The 19,194-nt window shown below is 70.7% G+C and carries 14 protein-coding genes; 10 read left to right on the forward strand and 4 right to left on the reverse strand.

Going from position 1 to position 19,194, the window contains the following annotated elements:
* Genes glgB through glgX form a run of 3 tightly spaced genes read right to left on the reverse strand, consistent with a single transcriptional unit; the run spans position 1 to position 6,335 of the window.
* Complete coding sequence (gene glgB / locus J0I43_RS02665; RefSeq protein WP_292858575.1) at positions 1 to 2,136, reverse strand: 1,4-alpha-glucan branching protein GlgB; 2,136 nt, start codon at positions 2,134 to 2,136, stop codon at positions 1 to 3.
* Positions 2,133 to 4,223: a maltotransferase domain-containing protein gene (locus tag J0I43_RS02670; RefSeq protein WP_292858578.1), complete on the reverse strand. Its 2,091-nt coding sequence runs from the start codon at positions 4,221 to 4,223 to the stop codon at positions 2,133 to 2,135. Before J0I43_RS02670 ends, glgB begins: the two co-directional genes overlap by 4 nt.
* Before the next feature lie 9 nt (positions 4,224 to 4,232).
* Complete coding sequence (glgX, locus tag J0I43_RS02675; protein WP_292858581.1) at positions 4,233 to 6,335, reverse strand: glycogen debranching protein GlgX; 2,103 nt, start codon at positions 6,333 to 6,335, stop codon at positions 4,233 to 4,235.
* Between the two features lie 74 nt (positions 6,336 to 6,409).
* On the opposite strand from glgX, the gene J0I43_RS02680 reads away from it, so the two are divergent.
* The 4 genes from J0I43_RS02680 (at position 6,410) to ligA (ending at position 11,795) form a co-directional block, all read left to right on the forward strand.
* A complete protein-coding gene (locus J0I43_RS02680) occupies positions 6,410 to 7,585 on the forward strand; it encodes an aminotransferase class V-fold PLP-dependent enzyme (protein ID WP_292859050.1) in 1,176 nt (391 codons plus the stop codon).
* Positions 7,586 to 7,594: 9 nt separating this feature from the next.
* Entirely contained in the window at positions 7,595 to 8,692 is a 1,098-nt protein-coding gene (gene mnmA, locus J0I43_RS02685) for a tRNA 2-thiouridine(34) synthase MnmA (RefSeq protein ID WP_292858582.1), read from the forward strand.
* 166 nt (positions 8,693 to 8,858) lie between these two features.
* Positions 8,859 to 9,461 (forward strand): hypothetical protein, encoded by a 603-nt coding sequence (locus J0I43_RS02690; RefSeq protein ID WP_292858586.1) that lies wholly within the window; start codon positions 8,859 to 8,861, stop codon positions 9,459 to 9,461.
* Between the two features lie 9 nt (positions 9,462 to 9,470).
* Entirely contained in the window at positions 9,471 to 11,795 is a 2,325-nt protein-coding gene (gene ligA / locus J0I43_RS02695) for an NAD-dependent DNA ligase LigA (RefSeq protein ID WP_292858589.1), read from the forward strand.
* Between the two features lie 22 nt (positions 11,796 to 11,817).
* On the opposite strand, the gene J0I43_RS02700 is transcribed toward ligA, so the two are convergent.
* Positions 11,818 to 13,521 (reverse strand): long-chain-fatty-acid--CoA ligase, encoded by a 1,704-nt coding sequence (locus J0I43_RS02700; protein WP_292858592.1) that lies wholly within the window; start codon positions 13,519 to 13,521, stop codon positions 11,818 to 11,820.
* 79 nt (positions 13,522 to 13,600) lie between these two features.
* On the opposite strand from J0I43_RS02700, the gene gatC reads away from it, so the two are divergent.
* The 6 genes from gatC to J0I43_RS02730 are packed head-to-tail and all read left to right on the forward strand — an operon-like array spanning position 13,601 to position 19,183.
* Positions 13,601 to 13,900 (forward strand): Asp-tRNA(Asn)/Glu-tRNA(Gln) amidotransferase subunit GatC, encoded by a 300-nt coding sequence (gene gatC, locus J0I43_RS02705; RefSeq protein ID WP_292858595.1) that lies wholly within the window; start codon positions 13,601 to 13,603, stop codon positions 13,898 to 13,900.
* A complete protein-coding gene (gatA, locus tag J0I43_RS02710) occupies positions 13,897 to 15,429 on the forward strand; it encodes an Asp-tRNA(Asn)/Glu-tRNA(Gln) amidotransferase subunit GatA (protein ID WP_292858599.1) in 1,533 nt (510 codons plus the stop codon). The genes gatC and gatA overlap by 4 nt, the downstream gene beginning before the upstream one ends.
* Positions 15,429 to 16,943 (forward strand): Asp-tRNA(Asn)/Glu-tRNA(Gln) amidotransferase subunit GatB, encoded by a 1,515-nt coding sequence (gatB, locus tag J0I43_RS02715; protein WP_292858602.1) that lies wholly within the window; start codon positions 15,429 to 15,431, stop codon positions 16,941 to 16,943. The genes gatA and gatB overlap by 1 nt, the downstream gene beginning before the upstream one ends.
* A 53-nt stretch (positions 16,944 to 16,996) precedes the next feature.
* A complete protein-coding gene (dinB, locus tag J0I43_RS02720; RefSeq protein WP_292858604.1) occupies positions 16,997 to 18,277 on the forward strand; it encodes a DNA polymerase IV in 1,281 nt (426 codons plus the stop codon).
* A gap of 26 nt (positions 18,278 to 18,303) precedes the next feature.
* Positions 18,304 to 18,624 carry a hypothetical protein gene (locus J0I43_RS02725; protein ID WP_292858612.1) on the forward strand — a complete coding sequence of 107 codons (321 nt, stop codon included), beginning with the start codon at positions 18,304 to 18,306 and terminating at the stop codon, positions 18,622 to 18,624.
* Positions 18,608 to 19,183, forward strand: a complete 576-nt coding sequence (locus J0I43_RS02730; protein WP_292858615.1) for a hypothetical protein — start codon at positions 18,608 to 18,610, stop codon at positions 19,181 to 19,183. The genes J0I43_RS02725 and J0I43_RS02730 overlap by 17 nt, the downstream gene beginning before the upstream one ends.
* The last annotated feature ends 11 nt before the right edge of the window (positions 19,184 to 19,194 follow it).

The following is a 19,194-nucleotide window of genomic DNA, read 5'->3' on the forward strand; positions in this document are numbered from 1 at the left end:
CTAGGAGCGGTGCCCGAGCCACAGCACACCGAGCGGCGGCAGCACCATCGTCGCGCGCCCGTTCTCGTCGGCGTGGACCGTGCCGAGGTTGCCCACGCCGGATCCGCCGTAGGCGGCGGCGTCGGAGTTGAGCAGCTCCTCCCATGCGCCCGACTCCGGCAGATCGAGCGTGTAGTCCTCGATCGGAGTGCCGGAGAAGTTGCAGATCACCGCGACGGTGTTGCCGTGGTGGTCGACGCGGGAGAAGGCGATCACGTTCGGGTTCCACTGCGGCTCGCCGAGCCGGCGGAAGGCGCTGCCGTCGCTGTCGCGCGACCACAACGGCGCCTGGTTGCGGTAGACGCGGTTGAGGGCGCCGACGAAGTCCTGCAGCTGCCGGTGCGGCGGCTGGTCGAGGATCCACCAGTCGATCTCCCGGCTCTCGGACCATTCGGACATCTGGCCGATGTCCTGACCCATGAACAGGAGCTGCTTGCCGGGATGACCCCACATGAACGCGAGCAAGGCCCGCATGTTCGCGAGCTTCTGCCAGTGGTCCCCGGGCATGCGGGTGAAGAGCGTGCCCTTGCCGTGGACGACCTCGTCGTGACTGATCGGCAGGACGAAGTTCTCGCTGAACGCGTACACGAAGGAGAACGACAGCTCGCCCTCGTGGTGCGCGCGGTACATCGGGTCGCGCTTGATGTATTCGAGCGAGTCGTTCATCCACCCCATGTTCCACTTGAACCCGAAGCCGAGCCCGCCCGCGCTCGTGGGTGCCGTGACGCCGGGGAAGCTCGTCGACTCCTCCGCGATCATCGCGATGCCGGGATAGCGCTTGTAGGCGGTCGCGTTGACCTCCTGCAGGAAGCGGATCGCCTCGAGGTTCTCCCGTCCGCCGTAGATGTTCGGCTCCCATTCGCCGGCTTCGCGGGAGTAGTCGAGGTAGAGCATGGAAGCCACGGCATCCACGCGCAGTCCGTCCACATGGAATTCCTCGAACCAGTACAGCGCGTTCGCGACGAGGAAGTTCCGCACCTCGTTGCGGCCGTAGTCGAAGATCAGCGTTCCCCAGTCCTTGTGCTCGCCGCGCCGGGGGTCGGGGTGCTCGTAGAGGGGCGCCCCGTCGAATCGGGCCAGCGCGAAGGCATCCTTCGGGAAGTGACCCGGCACCCAGTCCATGATGACGCCGAAGCCCGCCTGGTGGAGCCGGTCGATGAGGTAGCGGAGGTCGTCGGGGCTGCCGAAGCGGCTCGTGGGCGCGTAGTATCCGGACACCTGGTAGCCCCACGAACCGCCGAACGGATGCTCGGCGAGGGGCAGGAACTCGACGTGGGTGTAGCCGACCTGGGTGAGGTAGTCGATGAGCGGCTGAGCGGCGTCGCGGTAGCCGAGGCCCCGTCGCCACGATCCCAAGTGCAGCTCATACGTCGACATCGGCTGATCGAGCGGCGTGCGCCCGGCGCGTGCGGTGAGCCACGCGTCGTCGCCCCAGGTGTACGTGGACTCCGTGACGACGGATGCCGTGGCCGGCGGCACCTCGGCCGCCTGGGCCATCGGATCGGCCTTCATGATCCATCCGTCGTGCGGGGTGAGGATCTCGTACTTGTAGGTCGTGCCGGCGGCGAGGCCCGGGACGAACAGCTCCCAGACGCCCGAGGACCCGAGGCTCCGCATCGCGTGCGAGCGCCCGTCCCAGCCGTTGAAGCCGCCGACGACGCGCACGGCGCGAGCGTCCGGCGCCCACACCGCGAACGAGACGCCGTCGACGCCCGCGAAGTGGTGGACGTGCGCACCGAGCACGTTCCAGAGCTCTTCGTGGCGACCCTCGCGGATGAGGTGCTGATCGATCTCCCCGAGAGTGGGGAGGTGCCGGTAGGGGTCGTCTGCGCGGTAGTCGGGCGCGTCGTCGTAGGTCGCGACCAGTTCGTAGGCATCCGGTCGAGTGGTCGCCGTACCCTCCCAGATCCCGGAGCGGACGTGCTCCAGGGGGATCCGGGCGCCCGTCGGGGTGACGGCGTCCACGGTGGTTGCCATCGGCCGTCGGGCGCGCACGACCCATCCCTCGGCGCCCTCGTGCACACCCAGGATGTCGTGGGGTGCGTAGTACGAGCCGTCGGCGACGGCGTCGAGGATGCCCTCGGGGACGGTGCTCATGAGCGCTCCTTCACGTGCAGGATGTGGACGGGCTCCGCGAACGCGTCGAGCCGGACGAAGGCATCCTGGTTCCAGGTCCAGACGGCACCGGTGATGAGATCCTCGACCTCGAACTCCGTTCCGCGCGGGATGCCCCACACCGACGAATCGAGATGGACCGTCGTCTGGCGCACCGAGTGCGGATCGAGGTTGGCGACGACGATGATCGTGTCCGAGACGCCGTTCTCGGTGAGTGCCCCGTCGATGTGCTTGCTGTAGACGAGGATCGCGTCGTCATCGCTCCAGTGGACCGTGAGGCCGCGCAGCTGCCGCAGCGCGGGGTGCGCATGCCGGATCTCGTTGAGGCGGCGCAGATAGGGAGCGAGGGAGTCGCCGTCGGCTTCCGCCTGCTCCCAGTCGCGGAACTTGAACTCGTACTTCTCGTTGTCGATGTTCTCCTCGGAGCCCGGCCGTGCGACGTTCTCGTACAGCTCGTACCCGGCGTACACGCCGTAGGTCGCCCCGGCGGTCGCTGCGATCGCGGCGCGGATCCGGTAGGCGGGGCGCCCGCCGTACTGCAGATACTCGGTGAGGATGTCGTGCGTGTTCACGAACAGGTTCGGGCGCATGAAGTCGGCCGTCTCGTCGGAGATCGACTGCAGGAACTCCTCGAGCTCCTCCTTCGTGTTCCGCCACGTGAAGTACGAGTAGCTCTGCTGGAAGCCCGCCATCGCGAGGCTCTGCATGACCGCGGGCCGGGTGAACGCCTCGGAGAGGAAGATCACGTCCGGGTCGTCGGCGTTCACCGTGGCGATCAGCCACTCCCAGAACTGCAGGGGCTTCGTGTGCGGGTTGTCGACACGGAAGATCTTCACGCCCTGCGCGATCCAGTGCCGGACGATCCGCAGCATCTCGGCGTAGATGCCCGCGGGGTCGGTGTCGAAGTTCAGCGGGTAGATGTCCTGATATTTCTTGGGCGGGTTCTCCGCGTACGCGATCGTGCCGTCGGGAAGGACCGTGAACCACTCCGGATGCTCCGTCACCCAGGGGTGGTCGGGAGCCGCCTGCAGGGCGAGGTCGAGGGCGACGTCGAGGCCGTGCGCCTGTGCCTGCCGCACGAACCAGCGGAAGTCGGCGGCCGTCCCGAGCTCGGGCAGGATCGCGTCGTGGCCGCCCTCGGCGGCGCCGATCGCATACGGCGAACCCGGGTCGCCGGGGAGGGCGTCGAGGGTGTTGTTGCGGCCCTTGCGGTTGATCCGGCCGATGGGATGGATGGGCGGCAGGTAGACGACGTCGAAGCCCATGCCGGCGACGCCGGGCAGGCGCCGCGCCGCCGTGCGGAAGGTGCCGCTCTTGACGGTCCCGTCCTTCTGGCGCTTCGCGCCCTCGGACCGCGGGAAGAACTCGTACCACGCGCCGACGCCGGCGCGCTCGCGCTCGACGAGGAGTTCGAGGTCGGGGCCGACGGTGTGCAGCGAGGCGAGCGGACGGTCGCGGAAGAATGCCGCGATCGCTTCGTCCCGCACGACCTCGAGCGCCGCGTCGTCGCTCGCTGCGGCATCCCGGAGGGCCGCGGCGGCGCGTCTGAGCGCGCGCACCTCGGCGGCGCTGCGGTCCTTCTCTGCGGCGGCCCGGACGAACAGAAGCGCGCCCGACTCGCGCATGAGCGCGGCATCCACCCCCGCGGCGATCTTCAGATCGGCGGCGTGCTGCCAGGTGGCGAACTCGTCGGCGAAGGCTTCGAAACGGAACGTCCAGACGCCGATCTCGAGCGGAGCGATGGTGGTGCGCCACCGGTCGAAACCGTCGTGCAGGGGCTCGAGCCGATGCAGCGATTCGGCCCTGGTCGGCGAGACGAGTCGCACGTGGACGCCGATGCGGTCGTGCCCCTCGCGGAACGCCGTGATCTGGAAGGGCACGGCCTCGCCGGAGAACGCGGATGGGCGGAACCTCGGATCCGGCGTCGACGGGCGCGGGCGTGAGAGCGGGATGCGGCCGAGGCGTGTCCGTGCGGCGTGCTCCGGAGCCGGGCCGGAGGGCCGCAGCGGGATCGGTGAGGTGCTGCGCAGCGCCTCGGTGGGTGGTGCGGATCGAGTCGTGGTGGCCACGTCTCGAACCTACCGCGCCGCTATCGGGGAGGAACAGGCGTCCACGCGGAACAGGTGCAGAGACGTCCCCGGCATCTCGATCCGGTCGCCGGGGAGGAAGACGGGCTCGTCGTCGGCGGGGGCATCGGGCACGCTCGACCACAGCGACACGAAGCGCTCGGCGCCGAGCGCCCCCGGCAGCGTCACCGAGGTGGGGCGCTCGTTGCCGTGGATGACGAGGAGGATCCGGTTGGGTGCCTCGACGTCGGGCGTCGACTGCGCGTCGTACTGCAGCGTTCGGTGCGCGGGGTCGTTCCAGCGCTCGTGCGACATCGTGTCGCCGTTCTCGTCGTACCAGTCGATGACCGAGGCGTTCGGGACGGCGTGCACGGCATGCGCGAAGCGGCGCGGGCGCAGCGCCGGGTTCTCCTGGCGCAGCCGGATGAGGCGTCGGGCGTGCGCGAGCAGGTCCTCCTGCCACGGCGCGAGGTCCCAGTTCACCCAGGTCAGAGGCGAGTCATGGCAGTACGCGTTGTTGTTGCCGCGCTGCGTTCGCCCCATCTCATCGCCCGCCGTGATCATCGGGACGCCGGCGGACAGCAGCAGCGTGCCGAGGATGTTGCGCATGGCCCGGCGCCTGGTCGCGAGGATCGCGGGGTTCTGCGTCGAGCCCTCGGCGCCGTGGTTGAACGAGCGGTTGGTGTCGGCGCCGTCGCGGTTCTGCTCGCCGTTGCCCATGTTGTGCTTGACGTCGTACGACACGAGGTCGCGAAGAGTGAAGCCGTCGTGCGCCGTGACGAAGTTGACCCCCGCGAGCGGGCCGCGGGCGTCGTCGAACGTGTTCGACGAGCCGGCGAGACGCGTCGCGAAGCCGCCGACGCCCGCGGGAGGCGTCGACGCGCGCCGTGCATAGTCGACATCGCTCAGCCAGAAGTTGCGCACCCGGTCGCGGTAGCGGTCGTTCCACTCGCTCCAGCCCGCACCGAAGTTTCCGGTCTGCCATCCGCCCATGCCGACGTCCCACGGCTCCGCGATCATCTTCCGACCGCGCAGCTGCGGGTCGTCGACGATCCGACGCAGCAGCGGGTGATCGGCCTGGAACTCGTGGTGCGCATCGCGACCGAGCGTGGGGGCGAGATCGAACCGGAAGCCGTCGATCTGCACCTCGTTCGCCCAGTAGCGCAGCGAGTCGAGGACGAGCCGGGCCGCGGCATCCGTCGACGTGTTCACGGAGTTGCCGCACCCCGTGACGTCGATGTAGGCGCCGTCGTCGTGCTGGCGGTAGTAGCCCGCGTTGTCGATGCCGCGCAGGCTCGAGCGGGGGCCGCCGATCTCCAGTTCGGACGTGTGGTTGTAGACGACGTCCAGCAGCACCTCGATGCCGGCGGCGTGCAGGGAGCGCACCATGTCCTTCACTTCGCGCAGGATCGCGTCGGGCCCGGCGGCGACGGCATCGGCGCTCGCGTAGGCGCCGTGCGGCGTGAAGAAGTTCAGGGTGTTGTATCCCCAGTAGTTGCTGAGCCCGTGCTGCAGAAGGCGCGGCTCGGTCTCGAACGCCTGGATCGGCAGCAGCTCGACCGCCGTGACGCCGAGTGAGAGCAGGTGGTCGATCGCGGCGGGGTGGGCGAGTCCCGCATACGTGCCGTGAAGGGCCGGCGGAACGCCCGGATGCCGCTTCGTCAGCCCCTTCAGGTGGGCTTCGTAGATGACGGTGCGATCCATGGGCGTCTCGGGGCGCGCGACGCCCTGCCAGTCGTAGGTGCCGTCCACGACGACCGAGCGCCACTCGCCGATGCGCACGGGCGCGAGGCCGCGTGCGTACGGGTCCAGCAGCAGGGTCTCCTTGTTGAACGTGTTGCGGGCGCCTGCGGGGCCGTCGACGCGGAGTGCATAGTGGGCCCCGGGGCGGAGGTCGCGCGTCGTGACCTCCCACACGTCGCCGCCGACCGGCGTCAGCGGGAGCGTGCCGGTGATCCAGTCGAGATCGGTCGCGTCCACCAGGACGAGATCGACGGCGGATGCCGCTTCCGACCACACGCGCAGCGTGCCGCCGGCGGGCCCCCATGTCACGCCGAGGTCGTCGAGGGCGGGCGAGAGCAGCGCAGGACGCGCGAGCGGCTTCGGGCTGGCCATGCGAACTACAGTAGTAACGCGGCGGGGCGCGGGCCGCATCGCACACCCGGGTCGCCCCGAGACACAGCGGAGGGATCATGATCTACCTCGATCACGCCGCGTCGACGCCGTTGCGCGAGAGTGCGCGCATCGCGTGGATCGAGGCCTCCGCGGCCGGTGCGAACGCGTCATCCGTGCACGCGGCGGGGCAGACGGCACGACGACGCCTCGAGGACGCACGTGACGCCGTCGCGCAGCTCATCGGGTGCGAGAGCATCGAGGTCGTCTTCACGAGCGGCGGCACCGAGTCGGTGAACCTCGCCCTGCAGGGGCTGTGGCACGCGCGCGCGGACGGCCGCGAGGCCGTCGTCCTCCCGGACGGCGAGCACCACGCCACCCTCGACACCGCCGTCTGGCTGCAGGGTCAGGGCGCGCTGATCCGCTCCGTGCCGCTCGACGGCGCGGGCCGCCTCGACATCGCTGCGTTCGCGGCGGCGCTGCCGGGTGCCGCGCTCGCGACGGCGCTCGTCGTCAACAACGAGGTCGGCACCGTGCAGGACGCCGCCGGGTTCGCGGCGGCGGCATCCGTCGCGGGCGTCCCGCTGCATCTGGATGCCGTGGGGGCCGTCGGGCACCTGCCGGTGTCCTTCGGCGCGTGGCGGGGGGATGCCGCCGGCGCCGCGGGCCTGGTCGCGCTGAGCGCATCGGGCCACAAGTTCGGAGCGCCGGTCGGCACGGGGTTCCTCGTGGTCTCGCGGCACGCGCGTCTCGCGCCCGTCCTCCACGGTGGCGGCCAGCAGCGCGGCCTCCGTTCGGGCAGTCCCGATGTCGCGGGCGCCGCAGCCCTCGCCGCCGCCTTCGCGGAGGCGACGGCCGAGCGGGAGGCCGAGGCGGTGCGGCTGACCGCTCTCGCAGAGCGTCTTACGGCCGGCATCCTGCAGCTCGTTCCGCGCGCCGAGCTGCTGGGCGATCCGGTCCGGCGCGTGCCGGGGAACGTCCACGTGCTCTTCCCCGGCGCGGCGGGGGAGTCGTTGCTGTTCCTCCTCGATCAGGCGGGGATCTCGGTGTCGACCGGATCGGCCTGTCAGGCCGGCGTCGCGGAGCCCTCGCACGTCGTCCTCGCGCTCGGGCGTGACGAGCGGGCCGCGCGGTCGGTGCTGCGGCTGACCCTCGGACGGACCTCGACCGACGCGGATGTCGACGGGGTCCTCGCGGCGCTGCCGGAGGCTTACGCACGGGCGTCCGGTGCCCGCTCAGGCGCGCGCTCGTAGACTGGACGCATGCGGATCCTTGCGGCCATGAGCGGTGGCGTCGACTCTGCCGTCGCGGCCGCGCGCGCCGTCGACGCCGGTCATGACGTCGTCGGCGTGCACCTCGCGCTCTCCCGCGCGGGGGGAACGCTCCGCACCGGCAGCCGCGGCTGCTGCACGATCGAGGATGCGATGGATGCCCGCCGCGCGGCGGACCTCCTCGGCATCCCCTTCTACGTCTGGGATTTCTCCGAGAGGTTCCGCGAAGACGTGATCGCCGACTTCGTCTCCGAGTACCAGGCCGGCCGCACACCCAATCCGTGCATGCGGTGCAACGAGAAGATCAAGTTCGCTGCGCTCCTCGAGCGTGCCCTCGAGCTCGGCTTCGACGCCGTCTGCACGGGTCATTACGCAACGCTCCTGGAGACGCCCGACGGACGGGAGCTGCACCGCGCGAGCGACGAGGCGAAGGACCAGTCGTACGTGCTCGGTGTGCTCACCGCGGCGCAGCTCGCGCACACGTACTTCCCGCTCGGATCGACGCCCTCGAAGGCCGTCGTGCGGGCGGAGGCGGCCGCGCGCGGTCTCACGGTGGCGCAGAAGCCGGACAGCCACGACATCTGCTTCATCCCCGACGGCGACACGCGGGGGTGGCTCGCCGAGAAGGTGGGCGCGCGCGCGGGCGAGATCGTCGATCGCTCGGGAGCCGTCGTCGGCAGCCACGAGGGTGCACACGCCTACACGGTCGGCCAGCGCCGCGGGCTGTCGCTCGGCGTGCCCGCATCTGACGGCAAGCCCCGGTTCGTCCTCGAGGTGCGCCCCGTCTCGAACACCGTCGTTGTCGGCCCGAAGGACGCTCTCGCGACGGCGGAGATCGCGGGGGAGCGGTTCACGTGGGCCGGGCGCGCTCCGGCATCGACTGCGTTCGACTGTCACGTGCAGATCCGCGCGCACGCGGACCCGGTGCCCGCGCGCGCCGAGGTCGGCTCCGACGGTGTCTCGGTCGTGCCCGAGACGCCGTTCGAGGGCGTCGCGCCCGGGCAGACGGCCGTCCTCTACGACGGCACCCGCGTGATCGGTCAGTTCACGATCGATCGAACCGTCTCTGCGGTTCCTCTCCCCGCCTGACGTCGCCGCATCGCCTTCTCCACAGGCGGCCGGTCTCGGGATCTGTCCACAGATCGCCGCCGCGGGCCTGAGGAGCGGCCCCCACGTGCCTACCGTGACGGAAACGACACGGAGGTGCGAGATGGTGACAGGACAAGAGCGATCCGGAGCCCGTCGAGGATGGTGGATGGCGGCGGCCGGTGCGGCGATCGTCGTGGGCGCCCTCACGACCGTGAGCCTGACGGGAGCGGCCGACCGAGAGGCACCACCCGCGGCGTCCTCGGGTCTCGTCGAGGTGACGGGGGAGGAACAGGTCGGCTACGACGCGGGCCTCGTGTCGACGCCGTGCTTCTCGTTCGAGCTGCCCGACGTCGGCGCCGCGTGGATGCTCGTCGCAGGCACACGCGGCTGCGCGGCCTCGTTCCTCCCGCGCGGTGGCGACATGCTCACTCAGTTCCACGTTCGCGGGCGTCCCGGCGAAGGGGCAGCCGGCGATCTCCTGAGCGACGCGGTCGATCGTGCGAGGGATGCCGGTGACCCGGTCGACAGCGCGCACGTCGCGATGATCGGGGGACGCGACGTCGCGGTGATGGTGCAGACGACGGCGGACGGGCTGCGGGTCGCGACCTACCTCGTCCCGATCCCCGCTGTCGCCACGCACGACGGTGCTGCGATCGGTGTCGTAGACATCGGGTCGCTCGTCGGCGCGTGGCACGACGACGTCGTGGCGCGCATCATCGGTTCGCTCCTGGCCGGCACCGGGGCCACGGATGTCGGAGGCGATTCGTAGACTGAGCCGGTGGCACCGACACCGGAAACCGATCTGACCCTCGCGCAGGCGCACGACGAGGCCGAGCGCCTCACGGAACAGATCGTCGGCGCCCGTGACGCGTACTACGGCCGCGACGCCGAAATCGTCGACGATGCCACCTACGACGGGTGGATGCGCCGCCTGGAGCACCTCGAGGCGCTCTACCCCGAGCTGCAGGGGCAGGACTCGCCGACCCTGAGCGTCGGCGCGGCGGAGTCGACGATGTTCGCTCCCGTCGAGCATGCCGAGCGCATGCTGAGTCTCGACAACGTGTTCTCACCCGACGAACTCCGGGATTGGTGCCTGAAGACGCAGAACGCGGCGGGCCGGTCCGTCCGATGGCTGCTCGAGCTCAAGATCGATGGGCTCGCGATCAGCCTCAGGTACGAGCGGGGTGTGCTCGTCTCCGCCGCGACGCGCGGTGACGGACGGGTCGGCGAGGACGTGACGGTCAACGCCGTCCGTGTCGCGGGGATCCCCACGCGACTCGCGGGCGAGGGGCATCCGGACGTCGTCGAAGTCCGCGGCGAGGTCTACATTCCGGTCGTGGCATTCGACGATCTCAACCGCCTGCAGGCGCGCATGCGCGAGCGCGTCGTCGCCGACATGCGTGCGCGCGGCGTCGATGAAGAGCGGTCCGAGCGCAGTGCTGCGCGGCGGTTCCCCGCGTTCGCGAATCCGCGCAATGCCGCGAGCGGTGGGCTTCGCCAGCAGCTCGACAAGAAGGCGGGGCTCGAGCTCGAAGCGGGGCAGGCCCGACTCGATTCGCTGCGGCTGCTCGTGCACGGGATCGGAGCGTGGCCCGCGCCACCCGTGGACGCGCAGAGCGAGGTCTACGAGCTGCTGGCGACGTGGGGCCTCCCCACGAGCCCGTACTTCCGTACGTCGGACGAGGTGGACGGCGTGCTCGCGTACGTCGCGCACTACGGTGAGCACCGTCACGACGTCGAGCACGAGATCGACGGGGTCGTCGTGAAGGTCGACGATCTCGCCCTGCACGACGAGCTCGGCGCCACGAGCCGCGCGCCGCGCTGGGCGATCGCGTACAAATACCCGCCCGAGCAGGTCAACACGAAGCTCCTCGACATCGTCGTCTCCGTCGGGCGCACGGGGAGGGCCACGCCGTTCGCCGTCATGGAGCCCGCGCTCGTCGCCGGCTCCGTCGTCCGGCAGGCGACGCTGCACAATCAGGACGTCGTGAAGGCGAAGGGGGTCCTGATCGGCGACACGGTCGTGCTGCGGAAGGCCGGCGACGTCATCCCCGAGGTCCTCGGCCCGGTCGTCGAGCTGCGCGACGGCACGGAGCGCGCCTTCGTCATGCCTGCCGACTGCCCGTCCTGCGGCACGCCCCTCGCGCCCTCGAAAGAGGGCGACATCGATCTGCGCTGCCCGAACACGCGCTCCTGCCCGGCGCAGGTGCGCGGGCGTGTCGAGCACATCGGCTCGCGCGGCGCCCTCGACATCGAGGCGCTGGGAGAGGTCACCGCCGCCGCGCTGACGCAGCCCACCGTGCCGAGAGAGCCGCCGCTGGAGACCGAAGCGGGGCTGTTCGATCTCACGCTCGATGAGCTCGTCCCGATCGAGGTGGTCGTCCGCGACGCCGAGACCGGCGAGGAGAAGATCGACGAGAAGACCGGGATGCCGGTGCGACGCGCGCCTTTCCGGCGGAACCCCTCGCCGGCCGAGAAGAAGGACGGTCTCACCGGACCGCAGCCGTCGGCGCAGGCGCTGACGCTTCTCGCCGAGCTCGAGAAGGCGAAGACGAAAGACCTCTGGCGCTTCCTGGTGGCTCTGAACATCCGTCATGTCGGGCCGGTGGCGGCGCGCGCTCTTGCGCAGTGGTTCGGTTCCGTCGCCGCGATCCGTGCGGCGAGCCGCGACGAGCTCGCGGCGGTCGAAGGGGTCGGCGGGATCATCGCGGACTCGCTTCTGGAGTGGTTCGAGGTGCCGTGGCACCGCGACATCGTGGAGCGGTGGTCCGCCGCGGGGGCTCGGCTCGAGATCCCGGGGCACCCCGGGCCCGGCGCCGCCGTCGCCGCCGGCGGTGTGCTCGAGGGCGTCACCGTCGTCGCGACCGGCTCGCTGGAGGGCTACACCCGCGAGGGTGCGCAGGAGGCGATCCTCGCCGCGGGCGGCAAAGCCGCCTCGAGCGTCTCGAAGAAGACCGACTTCGTCGCGTCGGGGCCGGGAGCGGGCTCGAAGCTCGCGAAGGCCGAAGACCTCGGCATCCGCATCATCGACGCGGCGCAGTTCCGCATCCTCGTCGAGCAGGGGCCCGCCGCCCTCGATGCGCTCGATCCCGACGCGGGATGAGCATCGGGCCTGCTCGCGTGCCTCAGCCTTCCGGCTGCGTGAGCGCGAGGAGCGATTCGCGCACCTGACGACGCAGCACCTTGCCGATGAGCGACGTCGGCAGCTGGTCCACGACGTAGATCCGGCGCGGCACCTTGTAGGGCGTCAGGATGCTGCGGGCGAACTCGCGGATCGCCTCCACGTCGACGTCGGCTGCCCCGTCGAGCACGACGGCAGCGACGACCTCTTCGCCCGAGTGCTCGCTCGGGAGACCCACGACGGCGGCGTCCACCACGTGCGGGTACTGCCGCAGCGCGTTCTCGACCTCGGTGGGAGCCACATTGAACCCGCCCGTGATGATCAGCTCCTTGATGCGATCCACGATGCGCACGAAGCCGTCGTCGTCGATCTGCACGATGTCGCCCGTGCGGAACCAGCCGTCGACGAGCACCTCCTCGGTCGCCTCGGGCTTGCCGTAGTACCCCTGGAACACCTGAGGCCCGCGCACGAGCAGTTCGCCGCGCTCGCCCGCGGGCACGTCCCGCGTGGGATCGTCGGGATCGACGACGCGGCACTCCGTGCCGGGCAGCGGCAGACCCACGGTGCCGGGCCGACGGTTCGGAGCGACGGGGTTCGCCATGAGCACGGGGGAGCACTCGGAGAGTCCGTAGCCCTCCACGAGATAGCCGCCGGTCGCCTCCTCGAACGGCACGACGAGCTCGTGCGGCAGGGCCATCGCGCCCGAGATCGCCACTTCCGTGCCCGCGAGCGACACGCCCTCCGCCTGCGCCGCCTTCAGGAGCCGGTCCGCGATCGGCGGGACGAGCGGCAGGAACGTCGCGGGATGCTTCTTGGTGACCTCGAGCACCATCGCCGGTTCGAAGCGGGGGAAGAGCACGAGCCGCGCTCCCATCGACATCGCGAAGGTGAGGCACAGCGTGAGGCCGTATGCATGGAACATCGGCAGCACGGCATAGACGACGCACCCCTCGCCGCGGTGGATCGACGGCACCCAGGCCTGCGCCTGCCGCGCGTTGGCGAGGAGGTTCCGGTGCGTCAGCACCGCGCCCTTGGGCGTCCCGGTCGTTCCGCTGGTGTACTGGATGATCGCGATGTCGTCGGTGGCGGGCCCGGGGAAGGATGCCGGCAGCGCCGGGACCTCCAAGAGCTTCTCCCACGGGGTGGCTCCGCTCGTCCGCGTGGTGAGCGCATCGCGGGACTCGCGCGCCTTCGCGATCGGGAGGTGCAGCGCGAGACGCAAGGACAACGGCATGGCACGGGTCACGTCGACGCTGATGAGGTTCTCCACGGCCAGGTCCGCGGGGAATTCCTGCACGGTCGCGACGACCTTGCTCCACACGATCGCCGTCCTCGCACCGTGGTCCTCGAACTGCTTGCGCAGCTCCCGCGGGGTGTAGAGAGGATTGTGCTCCACGGCGATGGCCCCGAGCCGCAGGATCGCGTAGAACGCGATGATGTGCTGCGGGCAGTTGGGCAGCACGATCGCGACGGTGTCGCCCTTCCCGACCCCGAGGGCCTTGAGTGCTGCCGCCGCGTGCTCCACGGCATCCAGCAGCTGCCGATACGTCGTCTCGCGGCCGAAGAACTGGAGCGCGGGCGCGTCGGGGTAATCGCGCGCCGATGCGGCGACGATGTCGAGGAGCGAGCCGGACACCTCCGGGAGATCCGCGGGCACCCCGTCGGCGTAGCTGCGGATCCAGGGGCGGGGCGGGTCATACGTGCTCACGCGTGTCAGCCTAGCCGTGGGGTGCGGGCCGGTGCGGGCCTGCGCGGGTGGGCGCGGAGCGCCCAACTAGACTGTCGTGGTGTCTGAAATCACCCCTGATCTCGTCCGCCATCTCGGCGTGCTGGCCCGCATCCAGCTCGACGATCACGAAGTGGAGCGCCTGACCGGCCAGCTCTCCGCGATCGTCGACAACATCGCGAAGGTGTCGGAGGTCGCGACCCCCGACGTGCCCGCGACGAGCCACCCGATCCCGCTCGAGAACGTCTTCCGCCCCGACGTCGTCGGCGGCATGCTGACCGTCGAGCAGGTGCTCCAGAACGCACCGGATGCCACGCAGGACCGCTTCAAGGTCACCGCGATCCTCGGGGAGGAGCAGTGAGCGAGATCATCCGACTCACGGCCGCCGAGCTCGCGGCGTCACTCGCCGCCGGCGAGGTCTCGTCCGTCGAAGCGACACAGGCGCACCTCGACCGCATCGCCGCCGTCGACGGGGACGTGCACGCGTTCCTGCACGTGAGCGATCACGCGCTCGACGTCGCGGAGGACATCGACCGCCGCCGTGCCGCGGGCGAGCAGCTCGGCCCGCTTGCGGGTGTTCCCCTCGCGATCAAGGACGTCCTCGTCACGACCGACATGCCGTCCACCAGCGGCTCGAAGATCCTCGAGGGCTTCCTCTCGCCCTACGACGCGACGGTCGTCGCGCGGTCCCGGGCAGCGGGTCTCGTGCCACTCGGCAAGACCAATATGGACGAGTTCGCGATGGGGTCGTCGACCGAGCACTCGGCGTACGGCCCGACCCGCAACCCGTGGGATCTCGACCGGATCCCGGGTGGTTCGGGCGGTGGCTCGGCCGCGGCCGTCGCGGCCTTCGAGGCCCCGATCGCGCTCGGCTCCGACACGGGCGGCTCGATCCGCCAGCCCGCGCACGTGACGGGCACTGTCGGCATGAAGCCCACGTACGGGGGCGTCAGCCGATTCGGCGCGATCGCGCTGGCCTCGTCGCTCGACCAGGTCGGCCCCGTCTCGCGGACCGTCCTCGACTCGGCGCTCCTGCACGACGTCATCGGCGGCCACGACATCAACGACGCGACATCCCTCGAAGATGCCTGGCCCTCCTTCGCCGCCGCGGCGCGCGAAGGCGCGACCGGCGCGGTGCTGAAGGGCCTGAAGGTCGGCGTGATCCGGGAGCTCCCCGACTCCGGGTTCCAGGCGGGCGTCTCCGCGTCGTTCCGTGCCTCGCTCGCTCTCCTCGAGGCGCACGGCGCCGAGATCGTCGAGGTCAGTGCACCGCACTTCGAGTACGGCGTCGCGGCGTACTACCTCATCCTCCCCGCGGAGGCGTCGAGCAACCTCGCCAAGTTCGACTCGGTCCGCTTCGGGCTGCGCGTGGACGTTCCCGGCGGCACGGTCGTGGACGTCATGGCCCGCTCGCGCGACGTCGGCTTCGGCGACGAGGTCAAGCGCCGCATCATCCTCGGTACGTACGCGCTGTCGGCGGGGTATTACGACGCCTACTACGGCAGCGCGCAGAAGGTGCGCACGCTCATCCAGCGTGACTTCGACGCGGCGTTCGCCGACGTCGACGTCATCGCGACCCCGTCCGCGCCGACGACGGCGTTCCGGCTCGGGGAGAAGATCGACGACCCGCTGCAGATGTACCTCAACGACGTCACCACGATCCCGGTGAACCTCGCCGGGGTGCCGGGCATCTCGATTCCGTCGGGTCTCGCCGAGGAGGACGGACTCCCGGTCGGCATCCAGTTCATCGCGCCGGCGCGCGAGGACGCGCGTCTCTACCGGGTGGGGGCAGCGCTCGAAGCGCTTCTCGTCGACTCGTGGGGCGGGCCGTTGCTGGATCGCGCACCCGCTCTTCGACACGCGCAGGGACCGGACGGAGGGAACCGCTGATGGCGAAGGCCGCACTCATGGATTTCGATGAGGCGCTCGAGCGCTTCGAGCCGGTGCTCGGCTTCGAAGTGCACGTCGAGCTCAACACCGAGACGAAGATGTTCTCCGCCGCGGCGAACCCGGCGCACGAGCGCAATCACGGTGCCGCGCCGAACACGCTCGTCGCGCCCGTCGACATGGGGCTGCCCGGGTCGCTGCCGGTCGTGAACGAGACAGCCGTGCGCTACTCGATCTCGCTCGGGCTCGCGCTCGGCTGCTCGATCGCGCCGTCGAGCCGATTCGCGCGGAAGAACTACTTCTACCCCGACCTCGGCAAGAACTACCAGATCAGTCAGTACGACGAGCCCATCGCCTTCGAGGGCCAGGTCGAGGTGGAGCTCGCCGACGGGACGACGTTCGAGATCCCCATCGAGCGCGCGCACATGGAAGAGGATGCCGGCAAGCTCACCCATATGGGTGGGGCAACGGGCCGGATCCAGGGCGCGGAGTACTCGCTCGTCGACTACAACCGCGCCGGGGTGCCGCTCGTCGAGATCGTGACGAAGCCCATCTTCGGCGCGGAGAAGCGCGCTCCGGAGCTCGCTGCCGCCTACGTGCGGGCGATCCGCGACATCGTCATCGGACTCGGGATCTCCGAGGCGCGCATGGAGCGCGGCAACCTCCGGTGCGATGCGAACGTGTCGCTCCGCCCGCGCGGCCAGGAGAAGCTCGGCACGCGCACCGAGACCAAGAACGTGAACTCGATGCGCTCGGTCGAGCGCGCCGTGCGCTACGAGATCCAGCGGCAGGCGGCGATCCTCGCCGAGGGCGGATCGATCACGCAGGAGACGCGCCACTGGCACGAGGACACCGGCACGACGTCGCCGGGGCGCCCCAAGTCGGATGCCGATGACTACCGCTACTTCCCGGAGCCCGACCTCCTGCCGGTCGCACCGCCCCTCGCACTCATCGAAAGCCTGCGGGAGGCGCTGCCGGAGCCGCCCGCGGTGCGCCGCCGTCGTCTCAAGGCGGACTGGGGTTTCGCGGACATCGATTTCCAGGGCGTCGTCAACGCGGGCCTTCTGAACGAGGTCGAGGCGACCGTCGCGGCGGGCGCGTCGCCGGCGTCGGCGCGCAAGTGGTGGATGAGCGAGATCTCGCGCATCGCGAACGCAGACGGCGTCGAGGCGTCCTCACTCGTGTCGCCGGCATCCGTCGCAGATCTGCAGCGGCTCGTCGACGCGGGAACGCTCACCGACAAGCTCGCGCGCCAGGTGCTCGAGGGTGTCATCGCCGGTGAGGGCACGCCGCAGGAGGTCGTCGACGCGCGCGGGCTCGCGGTGGTCTCCGACGACGATGCGCTCATCGCCGCGATCGACGACGCGCTGGCCGCTCAACCCGACGTCCTCGCCAAGATCCGTGACGGGAAGGTGCAAGCCGCCGGCGCCGTCATCGGCGCGGTCATGAAGGCGATGCGCGGTCAGGCGGATGCCGCGCGCGTCCGCGAGCTCGTGCTGGAGCGCGCCGCCCAGTAGTCTCGTGCGTCCTCCCTCGCGCCCGTGTCGGTGGCGTGGGGGAGGATGGACGCATGGGGCGGGGCGACGGCAGCGGGCGGCGGGTGTCGTCGCCGGACGCCGACGACACGGGGACGCGCATCCTGCACGTCGACATGGATGCCTTCTACGCGTCGGTCGAAGTGCTCGACGACCCGTCGCTCGCCGGCAAGGCGGTCATCGTCGGCGGGATGGAGGGACGAGGCGTCGTCTCCAGTGCGACCTACGAGGCGCGCCGGTACGGGGTGCGTTCGGCGATGAACGTCGCGCAGGCGCTGCGACTGTGCCCGCAGGCGATCGTCGTTCCGCCGCACTTCGAACGGTACAGCGCGCTCTCGCGCCAGGTGATGGGCATGTTCCACGACATCACCCCGCTCGTGGAGCCGCTGTCGATCGATGAGGCGTTCCTCGACGTGTCCGGCGCGGGCCGCCTGTGGGGATCGCCCGGACGGATCGCGAGGCTTCTGCGAGAACGCGTGCGGGCCGAGACCGGGCTCGTCTGCAGCGTCGGCGTCGCCGCAACGAAGCACGTCGCGAAGATCGCCTCGACGCTTTCGAAACCCGACGGACTCCTCATCGTGAGCGAGGCGGAGACGCGCGCGTTCCTCGCCGCTCTCCCCGTGCGCGCACTGTGGGGGATCGGGCCGAAGGCGGCGGAGGCGCTGGAAGGCCGCGGCATCCGGCTCGTTGCCGACATCCTCGCCGCCCCGCGCCCCGTCATCGAGCGCGCGCTCGGACGCGCGGGCGGGGCGCGTATCTGGCAGCTCGCGCAGGGGATCGATCCGCGTGACGTCGAGACGGAGCGGACCGAGAAGAGCATCGGACACGAGGAGACGTTCCTCGAGGACATCTCCGAACGCGCGGCGCTTCGCAGTGAGCTGCGCCGCCTCGCCGACCGAGTTGCCGCTCGGCTGCGCTCGGGCGGCTGGGAGGCCGCGGGCATTGCACTGAAGCTTCGCTACGCTGACTTCACGACGCTCTCGCGGTCGACGACGCTGGCGGATCCGACGGATGTCGGTCAGCGGATCGGCGAGACGGCGATCGCACTCTTCGACGAGCTCGACCTCGTGCAGCCGGTACGTCTGATCGGCGTGCGGGCGGAGCGCCTGAAGCCGAGCGGTGCCGGTGTGCTCGCCCTCTGGGACGACGACGCGGACTGGCGCCGGGTCGACGCCGCGCTCGACGGCGCCCGCGACAGGTTCGGCGCCGGCGCCGTGGGACGGGCGAGCGTGCTCGGCCCGCGACGGGACGTGAACGCCTTGCCGACCAACCCCCGACCCCCCGCGCTCCCGAGCCAAGAACCGCCGTCGCGGTAGCGAGGCGCAGCGGCTACGGTGGAGGCATGCCCAATCTCGCACTCGAACTCGGCAAGCAGACCGCATCGCTCGGCGTGACGAGCGTGTACGGGGAACAGCAGGACGTCGACGGCGTGCGGCTCGTCCCGGTCGCGCTCACGTGGTCGGGGTTCGGCGCGGGTGAGGATCCCACCGGTGGCAGCGGGGGCGGCGGAGGCGGCGTCGCCATTCCGGTCGGCGCATATATCCGCACGGGCGATGGTGTGCGGTTCGAGCCGAACCTCGTGTCTCTTCTCGCTGTCGGGATTCCGTTCGTGTGGGTCGCCGGTCGCGCGCTCAGCCGCGTCATCCGTGCCCTCAAGCGCTGACGACTTCGACGCCGCGCTCGAACGGGCGGCGGCAGACGTGTGGGATGCCGTCCGGAGCCTGCACGACGGAGCACGCGTGATCGTCCTCATCGACGGGCGGTCGGGTGCCGGCAAGACCACGCTCGCCTCCCTTCTGCGCGAGCGCTGGCCGGGCGGCGTCCAGGTCGTCGCGTTGGACGACATCTACCCGGGCTGGGATGGGCTCGCCGCGGGAGCGGAAACGCTCACCTCCGCCATTCTCGACCCGCTCTCCGCCGGTCGCGACGCGCACTGGCGGCGGTGGGACTGGGCGGCGAGCGCACCGGGTGCGTGGATGACGACGCGCGCGGACCTGCCCCTGATCGCCGAAGGGTGCGGGGCGATCACCGCCGCATCTGCGGCGCGTGCATCGATCAGTGTCTGGCTGGAGTCGCCGCAGGACGCGCGGCGCACGCGCGCCCTGGCGCGCGACGGAGAGGCCTATCGGCCGCACTGGGATCGCTGGGCCGCGCAGGAGGCACGCCACCTCGCGGATGACGATCCACGCTCTCACGCGACGATCGTCGTCGATGTGCCTTGACCGTGCGGGCA

The sequence above is a fragment of the Microbacterium sp. genome, from assembly GCF_017305435.1.
GTDB lineage: Bacteria > Actinomycetota > Actinomycetes > Actinomycetales > Microbacteriaceae > Microbacterium.

Excerpts from the sequence above, each read along its gene's own strand:
- J0I43_RS02690 (WP_292858586.1), top strand. The coding sequence starts at position 8,859 with ATGGCGGCGGCCGGTGCGGCGATCGTCGTGGGCGCCCTCACGACCGTG.
- glgX (WP_292858581.1), bottom strand. The coding sequence starts at position 6,335 with ATGGCCAGCCCGAAGCCGCTCGCGCGTCCTGCGCTGCTCTCGCCCGCC.
- gatB (WP_292858602.1), top strand. The coding sequence starts at position 15,429 with ATGGCGAAGGCCGCACTCATGGATTTCGATGAGGCGCTCGAGCGCTTC.
- J0I43_RS02725 (WP_292858612.1), top strand. The coding sequence starts at position 18,304 with ATGCCCAATCTCGCACTCGAACTCGGCAAGCAGACCGCATCGCTCGGC.
- dinB (WP_292858604.1), top strand. The coding sequence starts at position 16,997 with ATGGGGCGGGGCGACGGCAGCGGGCGGCGGGTGTCGTCGCCGGACGCC.
- mnmA (WP_292858582.1), top strand. The coding sequence starts at position 7,595 with ATGCGGATCCTTGCGGCCATGAGCGGTGGCGTCGACTCTGCCGTCGCG.
- glgB (WP_292858575.1), bottom strand. The coding sequence starts at position 2,136 with ATGAGCACCGTCCCCGAGGGCATCCTCGACGCCGTCGCCGACGGCTCG.